Here is a 16,993-nt window from a genome sequence, read left to right as displayed (position 1 = left end):
CGTCTATGAAAGCACTTGAACGTCTTTCCTTCTCCACCAAGTTTGTCTTGCTCGGTCTTCTGGTTATTGCGCTGATTGCAGTGCCAAGCACCCTATACGTGCTTGGTGCGCTGCAGACGGGCCGCCAGGCAGATCGGGAAGTGCAGGGACTTGAGCCGGTACGGGCGCTTTTGCGTCTGGTTGCGCTGGCCCAGCAACATCGCGACCTGGTCGCGGCGGTGCTCGGCGGCGCCGATTCCCTCCAGCAGCCTCGCCTGGTCAAGCGAGCGGAGCTACAGCGTGCCTTCGAGGCAAGTGAGCTTGCTCTGCAGGCAGCGCAGGTCAAACCGGATCTCTTGACCGCCTGGCGTCAGGTGCGAGAGCAATGGCAAACACTCTCCGATCAGGTCGATAAAGACTCAGTCAAAGCCAGGCAGAGTCTGCAACTGCATTCGCAACTGATCGCCTCTATTTTGCTGATCGAGGATGCCCTGCTCGATCATTTCGAGCTGGCACTGGATCCGATGCTGGAAACATACTCGTTGATGTATGCCGCGCTGATCGAGATGCCGCAGACGGCCGAGCTGTTCGGTCAATTACGCGGTTTCGGTGGCCTGTATCTGGCTCAGGGGCGAATCATGCCCGAACAACAAGGTGCCTTGATGGGCCTCACCGCCCAGGCTAAGTCCAGCCTCGACAGGATGAGTCGGGCCTTCAGCAAGGCTGTTGCCACCGATCCTGCGCTTGCATCGGTGCTAGAGGCACCGCTGGCGGCGTTGCGCCCCCAGATCGAACAGGTCCTGGCATTGACTGACAAGCAGTTGGTTGCGGCCACCGAGATGGATTTATCTGCTGATGGCGGCTACGGCGTGAAACTGAGCTATCCGGTCACAGATTATCTGGCTTCATATGATGGGCCCATCGGTGCGCTACAGGCGCTCGGAGACAGCGCCTTAACGAAGCTCGGCGAAGCGTTGACAGCGAGGCGCGACAGTTATCGACAAGACACTGTGTGGATGTGTATTACTTTGCTGTCGGTGCTATTGGTTGGCGGCACTTTAGCCATGCTGATCGTACTGCGGCTGCTCGAACAGCTGGGTATCGCCATGGTGGCGGCGGAGCGAATCGCCAAGGGCGATCTGACCCAAACACTCGATATCAGCGGCAAAGATGAAGCTGCACGTTTGCTTCAGGCGCTGCAGTGCATGCAAACGGACCTGCGAGGTACCGTCACTCAGGTAGTGAGCTCAGCCGAACAACTGAGCTCGACTTCCCAGGCATTGAGCACTGTGACCGAAGATGCCAGTCAAGGATTGCAACGGCAGAGCGAGGAGCTCGACCAAGCCGTTACAGCCGTTACCGAATTGACCTGCGCCATCGAAGAGGTGGCGCGCAATGCTGCTTCGGCCTCCCTGGTGTCCCAGGCAGCCGATCAACGTGCTCGACAAGGCGAAGACAGCGTCATCCGGACAGTCGGCGCTATCGAGTCGTTGACTGGCGATATGGCGCATACCGCTGATGCGTTGCAAAGCCTGGCAGGCCAGATAGGTGATATCGGCTCGGTGCTGGATGTGATTCGAGGCATCGCCGAACAAACCAATCTGCTGGCGTTGAATGCTGCGATCGAGGCGGCCCGGGCGGGAGAAAGCGGCCGCGGTTTCGCCGTGGTGGCCGATGAGGTGCGGGCCTTGGCTCAAAGAACCCAGGCCTCCACCCTGGAAATAGAAACCATCATAGGCTCGGTACAGCAAGGCAGCCGTAGTGCCCTGAGCGCCATGCACAGCAGCAATGAGAAAACCCGCGACACCCTGGGGCTCGCGCGTGCAGCGGGCACCGCACTCAATGCCATCGTCGAGGCTATCGGCCAGATCAATGCACGCAATCTAAGTATTGCCAGCGCTACAGAGGAGCAATCCCAGGTCGCCCGTGAGGTCGACAGCAATCTTTTGAATATACGTGATGTGTGCGCTCGAACCTCGGCTGGAGCTCGGCAGACCCGTGTTTCCAGCCAGGAACTCGCCAGCTTGGCCACTGAGTTGAATGGGAGGGTCGGTCACTTCAGCGTCTGAGCCCGCGTTGGCGTGCGCCGCGGTGCACGCTGGGGTTGTGGCTGCGAACCCGCTTTTTATATCAGCCATGGCATCCCCTCGGTAGAGCCTGCTGGCATCGGCTGATATTCAGCAGCCAACGCTGCAGCCGCGATGCTTTCAGCATCCTGACCTGTGGTGTCTGAATAGACTGAAGGCTGTCTCGGAACAGGACTCGATCATGCTCAAGAATCGTTTGCAAGACCCCAGCCTTCTAGCAGAACTCGCGTACATCAACGGCCAGTGGGTGGGTGCCGATAATGCCGCCACCCTGGATATCAACAATCCCGCCACAGGCGAATGCCTGGCCCGGGTTCCGGCCATGCAAGGCGCGGAAACTCGTCTGGCCATCGAAGCTGCCGAGCGCGCCTGGCCAGCCTGGCGCGCTCGACCTGCAGCGGAGCGCGCGGCGCTATTGGAGCGTTGGTATCAAGCCATGCTCGATAACCTCGACGACCTGGCGTTGATCATGACCTGCGAACAAGGCAAGCCGCTCAACGAAGCCAAGGGCGAGATCCGTTATGGTGCCAGCTTCGTCAAATGGTTTGCCGAGGAAGCACGGCGGGTTTATGGCGAGACCATTCCTGCCCCCAGCGGCGACCGTCGCCTGCTGACCCTGAAGCAACCGGTCGGCGTCTGCGCTGCAATCACGCCGTGGAATTTCCCCAACGCGATGATCACTCGCAAATGCGCACCGGCCCTGGCTGCCGGCTGTCCGGTCATTGTCAAACCGTCGGACTTGACGCCGCTTTCAGCTCTGGCGCTCGCGGTGCTGGCCGAGCGAGTCGGGATCCCGGCCGGTGTGTTCAACGTTGTGACTGGCATGCCCAAGGGCATTGGCGAAGAGCTGACCAGCAACCCGACAGTACGCAAGATATCCTTCACAGGTTCGACTGCCGTAGGCAGCTTATTGATGCGTCAGAGTGCCGATCAGATCAAGCGCCTCAGCCTAGAGCTGGGCGGCAACGCTCCCTTCGTCGTGTTCGACGATGCGGATTTGGAACAGGCAGTGACCGGCATCATGCAAAGCAAATTCCGGAACGCAGGACAGACTTGCGTCTGCGCTAACCGGATCCTCGTGCAGGACGGGATCTACGAGCGTTTCGCTCAGCGGCTGGTGGAGGAGGTGGGCAAGCTCAAGGTCGGCAATGGCCTGGAGGCTGATGTAACCATTGGCCCGTTGATCAATTCAGCGGCGGTTAGCAAGGTAGCCCGGCATATCGACGATGCCCTGGGCAATGGTGCTCGTTTGCTCTGTGGCGCCATTCCCACAGGGGACGACCAGTTCGTCCAGCCGACGGTGCTTGCCGACGCCCATGCCGGGATGTTGCTGGCTAACGAAGAAACCTTCGGCCCGGTCGCACCGCTGATGCGCTTCAGCACTGAAGAAGAAGCGCTGTCCCTGGCCAATGCCACACCTTATGGCCTGGGTGCCTATTTCTTCACCCAGGACCTGCGCCGCTCGTGGCGCTTCGGTGAGGCGCTGGAGTTCGGCATGATCGGCCTCAATACCGGGCTGATTTCCATGGAAGTGGCCCCCTTTGGCGGCGTCAAGCAGTCCGGCCTGGGCCGTGAGGGCTCCAAATATGGCCTGGACGAGTACTTGGAAGTCAAAGCATTCCATATCGGTGGACTGTAAGGCGACTCCTCTTTGTACGGGCTTGATTGACGTGAATCCGCGAAGGTAATGACATGAGCAAGACATTCAAAATCGCCGCGATTGCCGGCGATGGTATCGGCAAGGAAGTACTGCCCGAGGGACTGCGGGTGCTGGAGCATGCTGCACGTAAGTGGGATTTGGACTTGAGCATCGAAGTGCTCGACTGGGCCCATTGCGATTATTACCTGGAACACGGGCAAATGATGCCCGCCGACTGGTTCGAACAACTCAAAGGTTTCGATGCCATTTACTTCGGTGCGGTGGGCTGGCCAGACAAGGTACCGGATCATATTTCCCTGTGGGGCTCGCTGCTCAAGTTCCGTCGCGACTTCGACCAGTATGTGAACATCCGCCCAGTGCGCCTGTTTCCCGGAGTGCCATGTCCGTTGGCCGGTCGCGAGCCTGGTGATATCGATTTCGTGGTGATTCGCGAGAACACCGAAGGCGAGTATTCCTCGGTAGGCGGCAAAATGTTCGAAGGCAGCGAACATGAGTTCGTGCTGCAAGAGTCAGTATTCACCCGGCGCGGTGTGGACCGGATTCTCAAGTTCGCCTTCGACTTGGCGCAGACCCGGCCACGTAAGCATTTGACAGCTGCGACCAAGTCCAATGGCATTTCCATCAGTATGCCCTACTGGGACGAGCGCACCGCGCTGATGGCCGAGCAGTACCCAGACGTCAGTTGGGACAAACAGCACATCGACATTCTTTGTGCGCGCTTCGTACTGCAGCCGGATCGTTTCGATGTAGTGGTGGCCTCGAACCTGTTCGGCGATATCCTCTCTGATCTGGGCCCGGCCTGCGCCGGCACCATCGGAATCGCCCCTTCGGCCAACATCGATCCCGAGCGACGGTTCCCTTCGCTGTTTGAGCCGGTGCACGGCTCGGCGCCGGACATTTATGGGCGCAACATCGCCAATCCGATCGCCATGATCTGGTCCGGCGCGCTGATGCTGGACTTCCTTGGGGATGGTGATGAGCGTTACCGTGCCGCCCATGACGGCATTCTCAAAGCCATCGAGCAGGTTATCGCAGAGGGGCCAATTACCCCGGATTTGGGAGGACAGGGCTCAACCCAAGATGTCGGCAAGGCGATTGTCGAGGCACTCTAGACCGGTTAAAAAATCGCGCATCACCCTTTTGCCCGCTCACACTGCGGGCTTTTTTCTTGGCCGGAAGGTTGCCATGACTAGATTGTCGATCTTGCTTTTGGCTTGCGTCTGGCACGCCACGAGCTGGGCAGGCGCGCCGATAGATGTAGTCATTCTTTGCGACGCCGGATACCCACCCTACAGTTACGCTGAGGGCGACGAGGCGAAGGGAATCTACACCGATATTCTGCGCATAGCCTTTACCCGTATGCCGGACTATCGCGTGCATATTCGGCCTGTACCCTGGGCGCGAGGCCTGAGCGAATTGTCGCAGGGGCGCGCCTTGGCCCTTTATCCGCCATATCGCCGGCCCGACGAGCGACCGTGGATGGATTACTCACGCCCCATCGTGCAGGAGACCCTGGTTGTTTTTATGCGCACCGAAGTAGCCCGGACGCTGGAACAGGAAAGCTTTCCGCAAGCCTACGGCGGTTTACGCATCGGCCAGAACAGAGGGTTCATAAACATTGTCGATCAGAACTACCAGAGCATGCTGGCTAGGGGCGAGCTGCGACAGATCTATTCCAAGGACAACCGCACCAACCTGGCGATGCTCTATCGTGAGCGTCTGGATGCCTATATCAACGACCGCCGGGCCGTTCTTTGGGAGCTGGAGCAGATGCGGCGCGACGGCGTTTTTGATCACGACTCTCTCAACTGGATAGCCGAAGGGCCCTGGCTCTCAGGCGAAGAGGGGTACCTGGGTTATACCCGCATTAATACCTCGGCCTATCCATACAAAGACGACTTCAAAATACGCCTTGATGCGATCCTCTCCGATCTAGAGCGGGAGGGCGTCATCTATCGCATCGTGAAGCGTTACGATGCGTTTTATCCTCTTGAGTTGCAGGCGGCGGGTATTCAAGGGGTTAGCCAGTAAGTCCTTGGGTCATTCGCGCTTCGCCAACAACGCGTTAAAAGCCGTCCTGGCCTTTAGCTGAGGACAACGCTCAATCTCGCTCGAGAAACGTATTCTGGAAACAGGGCTAGTAGCCCTGTTTACGGTCAACTTGGCCGAGCATGGGATCTCCACGCTGATGCCGGCGGATATTCTCCAGTAGCACATCAAACGCGCTTTCCGGCTGGGTCATTGCGGCGATATGCGGGGTCAGCAGAATTTGCGGGTGCCGCCAGAATGGATGTTCGGGCCGCGCCGGTTCTTCGCGTAATACGTCTAGCACCGCTGCACTGAGCTGACCGCTGGCCAAGGCCTCCAGTAGATCTTCTTCAATCAGGTGTCTTCCTCGCCCCATATTCACCAGCGCGGCACCTTTGGGCAGATACTGGAATAGATGGCGGTCAAGAATACCCTCAGTCTGCTGGGTCAGCGGCAAGGCGCACAACAGGATGTCGCATTGATTGAGGAATTCCGGCAACTGCTCCACCCCAGCAAAGCAGTCTACGCCGGGCACGCAATGCCGACTGCGTGCCCATCCAGACAAGCTGAACCCATACGGTTGCAATGTCGCGAGTATCTGCCGGGCTTGTAAACCCAGGCCCATAACCCCGACGCGGCGTTTGGATGCGGGTATCAGTCGATGGGCTTGCCAGTTTTTTTCGGCCTGTTGCTGACGATAGCGCAGCATATCCCGGTGTACGCTGAGCACGGCGTAACTGGCGTATTCGCACATGCCCTGGGTAATGCCAGGATCGAGTAATCGCACCACCGGCAAATTCGCTGGCAAACGGCTCAGGTCAAGCTGATCGACACCAGCCGATAGCGCGAACAGCACTTGCAGGTTTGGCAGTAACGTTTCGAGGTCGTCCGGGGCCTGCCAGGCCGCCAGGTAGCGAATATCCTGCGGATTGCCGAGCTCTGGCCAGGCGCGCCATTCAATATCCGGTGCCCGTTCAGCGAATAGCGTTTTCCAATGTTCGCCGCGCACCGGGTCGGCTTTGTAGAGCAGGGTCATGGGCGTTTCCTCTCATGAACGGAGAATGGGAGCATGCCCGAACATCAGAGCAGAATCTGTCGAAAGGCCTTGTTTGAATCGAGGAGTGCAGTTGTATTGCGGCACAAATTGGCAGATTGCATGGGAAAACCCGCGGCTGATGGATTCTGCCGTTTTCCGGGGTGAAAACAGTCGAACCGAATTTCTCAGCGGGCAAGTTCGGCTTAGAGCATTGCGTCAAAGGCTTAACCTAGGACTCATCGCAGCCGCCTCCTGGTTGCCTGGCTCACTATGGGAGATGCCATGAACAGCAAATGCGAAGAAACCCCTTATCTGCTCCAGCAGCGTGACCAGTTCGTGCCACGCGGGTTGGTTACTGCTCACCCACTGGTCATCGACCGAGCCCTAGGGGCCGAGGTATGGGATGTGAGTGGTAAGCGTTACCTGGACTTCGTTGGTGGCATCGGTGTAATGAATATCGGCCACAATCACCCGAAGGTTGTCGCGGCAGTTCAGGCGCAGATGCAGAAGGTCACCCATGCCTGTTTCCAGGTGGTGGCTTACCAACCTTACCTCGATCTGGTACAGCGTTTGTGCGGGCTGGTTGCTGGCTCCAGTGGCATTGCGCACAAGGCGGCACTTTTCACCTCAGGTGCGGAAGCCGTGGAGAACGCCGTTAAGATTGCCCGCGCTCATACCAAGCGTCCGGCTGTTATTTCCTTTCGTGGTGGTTTCCATGGCCGGACGTTGCTCGGCACGACCCTGACGGGTATGAGCCAGCCCTACAAGCAAAATTTCGGTGTGGCACCCGAGGTCTTTCATACTCCTTATCCGAATACTTATCGCGGCTTCACCAGCGAAATGGCGCTGCAGGCGCTGAATGATTTGTTTGCCACGCAGGTATCGCCCGAGCGGGTAGCCGCGATCATCATTGAGCCGGTTCAGGGCGACGGTGGCTTTCTTACCGCACCGGCCGAATTTCTCCAGGCATTGAGGGCGTTGACCGAACAGCATGGCATCGTGTTGATCGCGGATGAAGTGCAAACTGGTTTCGGCCGTACCGGCACTTGGTTCGGTTTTCAGCATTCCGGAATTCAGCCGGACCTGGTCACCGTAGCCAAGAGCCTGGCAGCCGGTATGCCGATCTCGGGTGTGGTTGGTCGTGCAGAGATCATGGATGCCCCAGCTCCGGGCGGCCTGGGCGGTACATACGGTGGCAACGCGCTGGCTTGCGCGGCTGCGTTGGCGGTGATCGAGACCTACGAGCAGGAACACTTGCTGGCGCGCGGCAATAAGCTGGGCGAACGTTTGCGTAAGGGGCTCCTGCGCTTGCAGACGCGCTTTCCCCAGATTGGTGACGTGCGCGGTACCGGTTTCATGCTGGCGATCGAGCTGATCAAGGGCGATGCTGCCGGCAGTCCGGATCCGGACTTGAATCAGCAAGTGATTGATGAGGCTCGTAAGGGTGGTCTGCTGGTAATCAAGTGTGGCGTTTACCGCAACGTACTGCGTTTCCTCGCGCCTCTGGTTGCCGAAGAGACGCAGATCGACGAAGCGCTGGACATTCTCGAAGGGGCGTTGTCACGCGTTTTGGGCTGATGTCTGATCTCGGTCGGCACATTTCGATGCATGGAGAGGAATGCCGACCGAACACTCTAATGAGTAATCATTCATGAAATACATCATGGGAGGCTTTAGGCCATGGAGCTGACTGACTACCGCGCACTGTTGATTGATTGCGATGAGGTCCTGTTTGATCGGAACTCTGGTATCTGGACGGCCTTGCAGCCACTGCTTCAGAGTTATCCAGATACATTGAGTAGAGAAGAGGTATTGGCGGACTATGATGAGGTGATACGCGGGCTCAATCCTCTCTTCTCCAAACTGGGGTTCAGTGGCCTGCAGTGTTTCGCACATCGCCAGTTGGCCGAGCGCCTGGGGCTCGAGACCACTTGGGAGGAGGACATGATGTTCGCCCGTTCCGTTAGCGACTGGTCTCTGTATGAGGACGCACCTGGCGCGATGTTGTACCTGCGCAAGTTTTACCGGCTGCTGATTTACGGGGATCGTGACAACGCAGATCGTGAGGCATTCTGTGAACGATTGGGAATCACATCTGAAGATTTTCTGTCACCGACCAGCCAACCGCTGGAGGATCGGGCTTGGCTTTTGGCTAATGACCTTGAACCGAAGGATGTTCTGCTGGTCTGCGGTTCTGCTGAATTGTCTTCGGCAGGCGGCTTGTGCCTGATTCAGCGTGGTTGTGGCGAGCCTCGTTCAACGAGTCCGGCGGACTTTTACATCGACAGCATGGCGGATCTGGTGACGCAGCATCAACAATCTCTCAGGCGTTGATACTGACGGAATGATTGCATAGAACAATCACGAGGTATGCGATGGAAGGTTTAATCAAGCTTGACAGGATTGACATCAATATTTTGGTTGAGCTGCAGAAAGATGGCCGCATTACCAATGTCAGTCTTGCCGATGCAGTAGGTCTGTCAGCCAGCCCCTGTCTTCAGAGAGTCAAGCGGCTCGAGTCGGCCGGGTATATTTCTGGGTACAACGCGCATCTCAATTTGGCCAAGATCACTGAGTCGGTAACAGTGTTTACAGAAATCACGCTGCACGACCACAGGCGCGAAGACTTCGCCAAATTTGAGTCCAATATTCGATTAGTTGATGAGGTGCTCGAATGCCATTTGATCAGTGGTGGCTACGATTATCTGACTCGTTTCATGACTCGAAGCATTCCGCACTATCAGGAAGTGATGGAAGGACTATTGGATAAGAACATCGGTATAGCCAAGTACTTCAGCTACATCGTTATAAAATCGCCGGTACTTAAGGATGGTGTTCCGTTGCGTAAGTTGCTGCATCGCTGACGGAGAAAGACTTGGGATTGGTCCGTTGCAAAAGCTATTGAGGTACTGAGCAACGGGATCACCTTCTTCAATGTAAATGCCCTTCTTGGGGAGAAACTTTGCCTGGCGTATCTATTTATCTGAATACCTGAAGCGTCAGCAAATCGTGGGTCGATCGGTTCTTGAGCGTCTCCGCCAGCCCTGGGCGCAGCACCGGGGTAGATCTAGCGCGCTCTTGGGCTTGGTCACGAGCACTTCGAAGAGATGCATGTGCGCGATAATTTTTGTCTGCCTATTGAAAGAAGTATTAGGCGTTAGCCGAATAATCGGGGAATCTTCGATGGCGCATGTTCACCTCTAATGAAACGGCTATCGGTCATTAAATCGTGAATTCAGTTAATATAAAAGTTGTCCGATGAGAATGGGAATTGATATCATTAATGTGATTTCAACCGGCTCTTGGTGTGACCGGTATCTTCTCAAAGGTTATATATTTATGCGTCGAACTCTCGTTTCTTTGTGTGTGATTCAGGCTATCTTCCAACTTGCGTGGGCTGAACAGTCAACTAATAATGGCTGGGCTCTAGAGCTACAGGCGCTCAACATCAATGGAATGTTTGATGAGCAGCCCCAGGAGCCGGTACAAGGCTACCGAGCAACCCGTTCGACCAGCGCGACCCGCACCGACACCTCAATTCATGAAACTCCGCAGGCCATCACGGTAGTGCCTAAAGACGTCGTCGAGGACATCAGCGCCACCCGATTGCAGGACGCCCTTGATTACGCGGGAGGCGTCGGGCGGGCCAACAATTTCGGTGGTCAGGGACTAACCACCTTCACCGTTCGCGGCTTCACAACCGGTGAGTTCTACCGCAACGGCTTCCCGATCAACCGCGGTTATCCAAGTACGCCCGATGCCAACATCATCGAACGTCTCGAAGTGCTGCGAGGGCCAGCGACCATGCTCTATGGCCGTGGCGATCCGGGTGGCACCTTCAACGTCATCTCCAAGCAACCGCTGGCGCAACCCACAGTGACACTGGGCAGCCAGCTCGACGATCAGGGCATGCAGCGCGGCACCTTGGATGCCAGCGGCCCGTTGGACGAAGAAGGACGCCTGGCGTATCGCCTTAATGTGGTGGGCGAGGGCGGCGACACCTTTCGCGATCACGTCGAAACCGAGCGCTACGGCGTGACGCCGGTGCTGAGCTGGCAGGCCACCGACGACACCAAGGTGATCTTCGAAGGCGATTTTATGCGCAACAATCACCCGCTGGATCGCGGCCTGACCCGCTACCCCAATCAGATCGGCACCGCGTCTCGCGACACCTTCTGGGGTGAAAAAGACGTCGGCAAACTGCACAACGACAACAACATGGCGCAGTTGCGATTCGAGCATATCCTCAGTGATAACTGGACCTTGGGCGGTGGTTTTCAGTGGCTTGACGGCACGCTTCAGGGCAATGCGGTCGAAGGCAACGGTGTCGCCGCGGATGGCCGCACCCTGGGCCGTAACTTCAACTACCGCAAGCTGGAATGGACCGACAGGGATACCCAACTCAACCTCACCGGGCACTTCACCGCGGGCGGTTTCGATCACACCCTATTGACCGGCGTCGAGTACGAAGACTACGACTACAAATCGATCATCCAGCGTTCCAGCGGTGCGGTGAGTGCCTACCCGATCGACATCTTCGACCCGGTATACGGCCAGCCACGCCCGGCCCTGACCCGCACGCCGACCGACGACAAGGAAAACCTCAAGACCTACGCCGCCTTCATCCAGGATCAGGTCGAATTGACCGAGCGCCTGAAATTGCTGGCCGGCGCACGCTTCGAGCGTTTCGAACACGACTACGAAACCTTCGTCCCGGGCGGCAGAAGCTGGCAGGCAAGTGACAACGCCGTGACGCCGCGTATCGGCGTCACCTACGACCTGACCGACACCGTCGCGATCTACGCCGATACCGCGCGCTCGTTCAAGCCCAACACCGGCGCAAGCCGCGAGGGTGGCGGGTTCGATCCGGAGAAGGGCAAGTCCTGGGAATTGGGCGTCAAGTGGGAAGCGCTGGACAGTCAGCTCAGCGTCGACGCGGCGATCTACCAGATCGACAAACGCAACGTGCTGACCACCGATCCGGTGTACTCGACCTTCAGCGTCGCGGCCGGGGAAGTGCGCAGCCGCGGCTTCGACCTCAATGTCGCCGGCAACCTGACCCCACAATGGCGGGTGATCGGTGGTTATGCGTACGTCGATGCCGAAGTGACCAAGGACAACGTCATCAAGTCCGGCACGCGCCTGATGAACATTCCGCAGAACAGCTTCAGCCTGCTCAACGTCTACGAGTTTCAGGACGGCGATTTGAAAGGACTGGGACTTGGGGCGGGCGTGAAGTACGTCGACGAACGTGCGGGGCAGACGGCCAACACGGCGTTTTCAATGGGCAGCTACACCGTTGTCGATCTGCTCAGCTACTACAAGATCAACGAGAGGATCCGGGTCAATCTGGATGTGAAGAACTTGGGCGACGAAAATTACGAGGAGGGCGCTTTCGGTAACGTCTACGCCTATCCGGGGGCGCCGAGAACGGTGCAAGTGGGCATTTCCTACACCCTCTAGTCACTGTATTGCTGCGACCTGAACACTCACTATCAGTGCAACATAAAATAAACAAGACTAATCACCGAGGTAAGAAAGATGAGTGCGGCTTCCCTGTATCCCGTTCGTCCCGAGGTTCTGGCCAATACGCTGACCGACGAGGCGACCTACAAGGCCATGTACCAGCAGTCGGTCGTCAACCCGGACGGCTTCTGGCGCGAGCAAGCCAAGCGCCTCGACTGGATCAAGCCTTTCACCACGGTGAAGCAGACTTCCTTCGATGATCACCATGTCGACATCAAATGGTTCGCCGACGGCACGCTGAACGTTTCCTACAACTGCCTCGACCGTCATCTGGCCGAGCGCGGTGATCAGGTCGCGATCATCTGGGAAGGCGATGACCCTGCCGAAAGCCGCAACATCACTTACCGCGAACTGCATGAGCAAGTGTGCAAGTTCGCCAACGCCCTGCGTGGTCAGGACGTGCACCGCGGTGACGTGGTGACTATCTATATGCCGATGATCCCCGAAGCCGTGGTCGCCATGCTGGCCTGTACCCGGATCGGCGCGATTCACTCGGTGGTGTTCGGTGGGTTCTCGCCGGAAGCACTGGCCGGTCGCATCATCGACTGCCGCTCGAAAGTGGTGATCACCGCCGACGAAGGTATTCGTGCCGGCAAGAAAATCCCGCTCAAGGCCAACGTCGACGACGCGCTGACCAACCCGGAAACCAGCAGCATCCAGAAAGTCATCGTGTGCAAGCGCACCGGTGGCGACATCAAGTGGAACCAGCATCGCGACATCTGGTTCGAGGACCTGATGAAAGTGGCCGGCACCGTGTGTGCGCCGAAAGAGATGGGCGCCGAAGAAGCGCTGTTCATCCTTTACACGTCGGGCTCCACCGGCAAGCCGAAGGGCGTGCAGCACACCACCGGCGGCTACTTGCTGTACGCGGCCATGACCCACGAGCGCGTGTTCGACTACCGCCCGGGTGAAATCTACTGGTGCACCGCCGACGTCGGCTGGGTCACTGGCCACAGTTACATCGTCTACGGCCCGCTGGCCAATGGCGCGACCACACTGCTGTTCGAGGGCGTGCCGAACTATCCGGATATCACCCGGGTGGCGAAGATCGTCGACAAGCACAAGGTGAACATCCTCTACACCGCGCCGACCGCGATCCGCGCCATGATGGCCTCGGGCACCGCCGCGGTTGAAGGTGCCGATGGCAGCAGCCTGCGCCTGTTGGGGTCGGTGGGTGAGCCGATCAACCCGGAAGCCTGGGACTGGTACCACAAGAATGTCGGCAAGTCCCGCTGCCCTATCGTTGACACCTGGTGGCAGACCGAAACCGGCGGCAACATGATGAGTCCGCTGCCGGGTGCTCACGCTCTCAAGCCGGGCTCTGCGGCGCGTCCGTTCTTCGGTGTGGTGCCGGCCTTGGTGGACAACCTGGGCAACATCATCGAAGGCGAGGCCGAGGGCAACCTGGTGATTCTCGATTCGTGGCCAGGCCAGGCGCGTACGCTGTTTGGTGACCATGATCGCTTCGTCGATACTTACTTCAAGACCTTCCGTGGCATGTACTTCACCGGCGACGGCGCCCGTCGCGACGCCGATGGTTACTACTGGATCACCGGTCGCGTGGACGACGTGCTCAACGTGTCCGGCCACCGCATGGGCACCGCCGAGATCGAAAGCGCGATGGTCGCTCACCCGAAAGTTGCCGAAGCCGCTGTGGTCGGTGTGCCGCACGACATCAAGGGGCAGGGCATCTATGTCTATGTCACCCTGAAAAACGGTGAGGAGCCGAACGAGCAACTGCGCCTGGAACTGAAAAACTGGGTGCGTAAAGAGATTGGTCCGATTGCTTCGCCGGATGTCATCCAGTGGGCGCCGGGATTGCCGAAGACCCGTTCGGGCAAGATCATGCGCCGGATTCTGCGCAAGATTGCGACGGCCGAATATGAGGGGTTGGGGGATATCTCAACGCTGGCGGACCCCGCGGCCGTCCAGCACCTGATCGATATTCGTAAGCGCATGAACGCTTAAAGAAAGCCCATCTGTCGCGATTGGTTTGTCGCCGGGTATATTAAAGAGACGCTTCTGTGTGTGGGCGCTGATGGCTAATTGGCCTGATCACGACCATCAGAGTGAAAAGTTACACCATACCCGGCTAATTTGTTACTTGGGACCTGTGGCAGGCCATTTGAATGCTGACATAGTGGCGCTGTCCCCCGTTAATCCTTGTTTATCGATCTCCAGCCCGTCTTGCTCAGCGTCAACATATTGAATAATGTTTTCGAGTTTCGCACTGAGGGGTCTACAAACTAGGGGCGATTCAACCGATGTGTCTGGCACACAGGATTTCAGACCTGCGCTTGCTCGGGCTTATCTGCAAATGGCTTCATGCGGGTTTTATGAGTGAGGATTGTCTGTCTTGCCTTCGTCAGAAGCGGCGAAGTTGCAATCGCTCGCGCGCGTCATGCAGCGCCAAGAGAGCGGCGTCGTCACCCTATGGAAGCTGCACTGGGTATGGGCTAGAAACAATTTGCGCTACTTGAAATATCCCAAAGGTGTCTGAGGTCATTGCTCCCACTGTTCCAGCAGTATCGAGACGAATTTTTCTGCTGCCGGAGATAGTGAGGCGCCTCGTCGATAAACCAGTCCCAACGATCGGTTCACGATGGGCTCGATCAAAGGAACGCTTACCAACGTTGGATGATCCACAGCAGGCATTGCGAGGCTCGGCATTGCCGAGACGCCTAATCCAGCTTCTACCAGGCCCAGCGATGTAGACAGGTGTTGTACCTCATAGAACCACTGTGGACGCCAGCTCAAGCCCGACAAAGCGTGGTCAAGCAACATGCGGTTGCCGCTTAGGCGACCGACCCCGATAAGGCGGTAATTGCTCAGTTCAGACCAGGTTACTGAGCTACGCTCAGCCAGCTCATGATCACGCCGACAAGCTAAAACAAAAGGCTCGTTGACCAACGGCACGAACTCTATATCTGGGTGCTGGCCGCTCATCATGTTGATGCCAAAGTCGGCTTCGCCACGCAGAACAGCCTCCAGCCCTTCGTTTGCACTGAGATCAAGCAAGCGAATGCGGATTTGTGGATAGCGCTCGTTGTAGAGGCGGATTACCGAGGGGAGGAAGTAGAAAGCTGCAGTGGGGATACAGGCAAGGGTTACACGGCCGCTCTGCCGCTCGGCCAGCTCTCGGATGTTAAGTATCGAGTCATCGAAGTCATCCAGTAAGCGTCGTGCCTTGGGCAGGAAGTCTCGCCCAACGCTGGTGAGACTGACCCTTCTTGTGGTGCGATCAAGAAGAGCTGTTCCCAATCCCTCCTCAAGCTTTTTCATTCTACGACTCAGCGCTGGTTGGGAGAGATGCAATGCATCAGCAGCCTCGTGGAAGCTTCCAAGTTCTGCGATCTTCACGAAAGATCGGATGTCATTGAGCTCATAATTCACTTTTTTTATCTCTGCAGGCGAGAGTTATTCAGCTCGATCATCCTAGATTCATCATTCGTCAAACGCAATAATCAGGCTGATATTTGCATTGGAAACAATTTTTAAAGCCTGCGACTCTTGCTCGCAAGACATCAATTACCCCGATTGATCAACAAGAGTTAGTATTCATGCAACGAATTCCCTGTGTGCTAATGCGCGGTGGTACTTCCAAGGGCCCAGTATTTCTCGCCTGGGATCTACCTGTTGCGATCGAAGAGCGTGATGAGCTGCTGCTCAACCTTATGGGTTCTGGCCATGAGCTGGAAATTGACGGCATCGGTGGTGGTAGCCCACAAACCAGCAAGGTGGCGATCGTCAGCCCGTCGCTGCATCCTGAGGCGGATGTCGACTATCTGTTCGTTCAAGTCATGGTCTCCCAGCGTCGCGTCGACACCGCACCCAATTGCGGCAACATGCTTTGTGCCGTAGGCCCGTTCGCCATTGAGCAGGGGCTGGTCAAAGCGTCTAAAGACCTGACTCGCGTTCGTATTCGCAACCTCAACACGGGGACTTTTGTGAACGCCGAGGTACAGACCCCCGGTGGGATGGTCAGCTATGAAGGCGACACCGCCATCGATGGTGTGCCGGGTACCGCCGCTCCTGTGCAACTCACCTTCCTGGATGCTGCGGGCAGCAAGACGGGCAAACTTTTCCCGACGGGGCAAACGCAGGATTTGATCGACGGTATTCCAGTAACTTGCATCGACATGGCGATGCCGATGATGATCGTCGAAGCCGGCCAGTTGGGTAAACGCGGTGATGAAAGTCCTGCTGAATTGGATAACGACAAAGAGTTTTTGCGTCGCCTGGAGTCTTTGCGACTGCAAGCCGGCCTGGCAATGGGCCTGGGTGATGTAAGTGACAAAGTGATTCCCAAACCTGTACTGGTGTCACCGGCCAAGGCTGGCGGCACAATCCAGGTGCGCTACTTCATGCCACACAACTGCCACCGTGCCTTGGCGATCACTGGCTCCATCGGTCTGGCCACCGCTTGTGTCACGGAAGGCAGTGTAGTCGCGCAATTGCTCGACGGGGCTAGCGAGCCACGCTTGAAACAAGTGCGTATTGAACATCCAAGTGGCGGGATCGACGTTGTATTGTCCTACACCGGTGCTCAGGGTGAGACCATTCGGGCCTCGGTGGTACGTACATCGCGCAGGCTGTTCTCTGGTTTTGTCTACGCCACGGCTTCCCAACGACTCGCCGGATAATTTCCCCTAGTCATTGCCGTTTTTTGCATCAGCA

At 57.3% G+C, this 16,993-nt stretch carries 12 protein-coding genes and 1 pseudogene; 11 read left to right on the top strand and 2 right to left on the bottom strand.

Annotated features, from left to right (window positions below; all coding sequences use genetic code 11):
* Positions 1-5: 5 nt before the first annotated feature.
* The 5 genes and pseudogenes from ABIE16_RS05660 to ABIE16_RS05640 all read left to right on the top strand — a co-directional run.
* Positions 6-1,190, top strand: a pseudogene (locus ABIE16_RS05660) (nitrate- and nitrite sensing domain-containing protein); the annotation flags it as partial.
* Positions 1,185-2,048, top strand: coding sequence for a methyl-accepting chemotaxis protein (locus ABIE16_RS05655; RefSeq protein WP_429520833.1), 864 nt, complete (start codon positions 1,185-1,187; stop codon positions 2,046-2,048). The pseudogene ABIE16_RS05660 and the gene ABIE16_RS05655, both read left to right, overlap by 6 nt.
* A gap of 199 nt (positions 2,049-2,247) precedes the next feature.
* Entirely contained in the window at positions 2,248-3,705 is a 1,458-nt protein-coding gene (locus ABIE16_RS05650) for an NAD-dependent succinate-semialdehyde dehydrogenase (protein WP_429520691.1), read from the top strand.
* 53 nt (positions 3,706-3,758) lie between these two features.
* Entirely contained in the window at positions 3,759-4,838 is a 1,080-nt protein-coding gene (locus tag ABIE16_RS05645) for a tartrate dehydrogenase (protein ID WP_349733466.1), read from the top strand.
* Between the two features lie 73 nt (positions 4,839-4,911).
* A complete protein-coding gene (locus ABIE16_RS05640; RefSeq protein ID WP_429520690.1) occupies positions 4,912-5,757 on the top strand; it encodes a substrate-binding periplasmic protein in 846 nt (281 codons plus the stop codon).
* Between the two features lie 106 nt (positions 5,758-5,863).
* On the opposite strand, the gene ABIE16_RS05635 is transcribed toward ABIE16_RS05640, so the two are convergent.
* A complete protein-coding gene (locus ABIE16_RS05635) occupies positions 5,864-6,790 on the bottom strand; it encodes a 2-hydroxyacid dehydrogenase (protein ID WP_429520689.1) in 927 nt (308 codons plus the stop codon).
* Between the two features lie 282 nt (positions 6,791-7,072).
* On the opposite strand from ABIE16_RS05635, the gene gabT reads away from it, so the two are divergent.
* From gabT to acs, 5 genes are all read left to right on the top strand, one after another.
* On the top strand, positions 7,073-8,368 hold the full coding sequence (gene gabT, locus ABIE16_RS05630; RefSeq protein ID WP_429520688.1) for a 4-aminobutyrate--2-oxoglutarate transaminase: 1,296 nt from the start codon (positions 7,073-7,075) through the stop codon (positions 8,366-8,368).
* A 102-nt stretch (positions 8,369-8,470) separates the two neighbouring features.
* Positions 8,471-9,124: an HAD family hydrolase gene (locus tag ABIE16_RS05625; protein WP_429520687.1), complete on the top strand. Its 654-nt coding sequence runs from the start codon at positions 8,471-8,473 to the stop codon at positions 9,122-9,124.
* A gap of 41 nt (positions 9,125-9,165) precedes the next feature.
* Positions 9,166-9,654, top strand: a complete 489-nt coding sequence (locus ABIE16_RS05620; RefSeq protein ID WP_349733457.1) for an Lrp/AsnC family transcriptional regulator — start codon at positions 9,166-9,168, stop codon at positions 9,652-9,654.
* Positions 9,655-10,129: 475 nt separating this feature from the next.
* Positions 10,130-12,253: a TonB-dependent siderophore receptor gene (locus tag ABIE16_RS05615; RefSeq protein ID WP_429520686.1), complete on the top strand. Its 2,124-nt coding sequence runs from the start codon at positions 10,130-10,132 to the stop codon at positions 12,251-12,253.
* 78 nt (positions 12,254-12,331) lie between these two features.
* Positions 12,332-14,284 (top strand): acetate--CoA ligase, encoded by a 1,953-nt coding sequence (gene acs / locus ABIE16_RS05610; RefSeq protein WP_429520685.1) that lies wholly within the window; start codon positions 12,332-12,334, stop codon positions 14,282-14,284.
* A gap of 534 nt (positions 14,285-14,818) precedes the next feature.
* Here the strand turns inward: acs and ABIE16_RS05605 are convergent.
* Entirely contained in the window at positions 14,819-15,709 is an 891-nt protein-coding gene (locus ABIE16_RS05605; protein ID WP_032831601.1) for a LysR family transcriptional regulator, read from the bottom strand.
* Positions 15,710-15,876: 167 nt separating this feature from the next.
* Between ABIE16_RS05605 and ABIE16_RS05600 the strand changes: the two genes are divergently transcribed.
* On the top strand, positions 15,877-16,959 hold the full coding sequence (locus ABIE16_RS05600; RefSeq protein ID WP_429520684.1) for a 4-oxalomesaconate tautomerase: 1,083 nt from the start codon (positions 15,877-15,879) through the stop codon (positions 16,957-16,959).
* Positions 16,960-16,993 lie beyond the last annotated feature (34 nt).

The organism is Pseudomonas sp. 2725 (genome assembly GCF_050434585.1).
Lineage (GTDB): Bacteria > Pseudomonadota > Gammaproteobacteria > Pseudomonadales > Pseudomonadaceae > Aquipseudomonas > Aquipseudomonas jessenii.
This window is presented reverse-complemented; position numbering and strand designations above follow the sequence as displayed.

Coding starts and splice junctions, on each gene's coding strand:
- ABIE16_RS05655 (WP_429520833.1), top strand. CDS start 1,185: ATGCAAACGGACCTGCGAGGTACCGTCACTCAGGTAGTGAGCTCAGCC.
- ABIE16_RS05650 (WP_429520691.1), top strand. CDS start 2,248: ATGCTCAAGAATCGTTTGCAAGACCCCAGCCTTCTAGCAGAACTCGCG.
- ABIE16_RS05645 (WP_349733466.1), top strand. CDS start 3,759: ATGAGCAAGACATTCAAAATCGCCGCGATTGCCGGCGATGGTATCGGC.
- ABIE16_RS05640 (WP_429520690.1), top strand. CDS start 4,912: ATGACTAGATTGTCGATCTTGCTTTTGGCTTGCGTCTGGCACGCCACG.
- ABIE16_RS05635 (WP_429520689.1), bottom strand. CDS start 6,790: ATGACCCTGCTCTACAAAGCCGACCCGGTGCGCGGCGAACATTGGAAA.
- gabT (WP_429520688.1), top strand. CDS start 7,073: ATGAACAGCAAATGCGAAGAAACCCCTTATCTGCTCCAGCAGCGTGAC.
- ABIE16_RS05625 (WP_429520687.1), top strand. CDS start 8,471: ATGGAGCTGACTGACTACCGCGCACTGTTGATTGATTGCGATGAGGTC.
- ABIE16_RS05620 (WP_349733457.1), top strand. CDS start 9,166: ATGGAAGGTTTAATCAAGCTTGACAGGATTGACATCAATATTTTGGTT.
- ABIE16_RS05615 (WP_429520686.1), top strand. CDS start 10,130: ATGCGTCGAACTCTCGTTTCTTTGTGTGTGATTCAGGCTATCTTCCAA.
- acs (WP_429520685.1), top strand. CDS start 12,332: ATGAGTGCGGCTTCCCTGTATCCCGTTCGTCCCGAGGTTCTGGCCAAT.
- ABIE16_RS05600 (WP_429520684.1), top strand. CDS start 15,877: ATGCAACGAATTCCCTGTGTGCTAATGCGCGGTGGTACTTCCAAGGGC.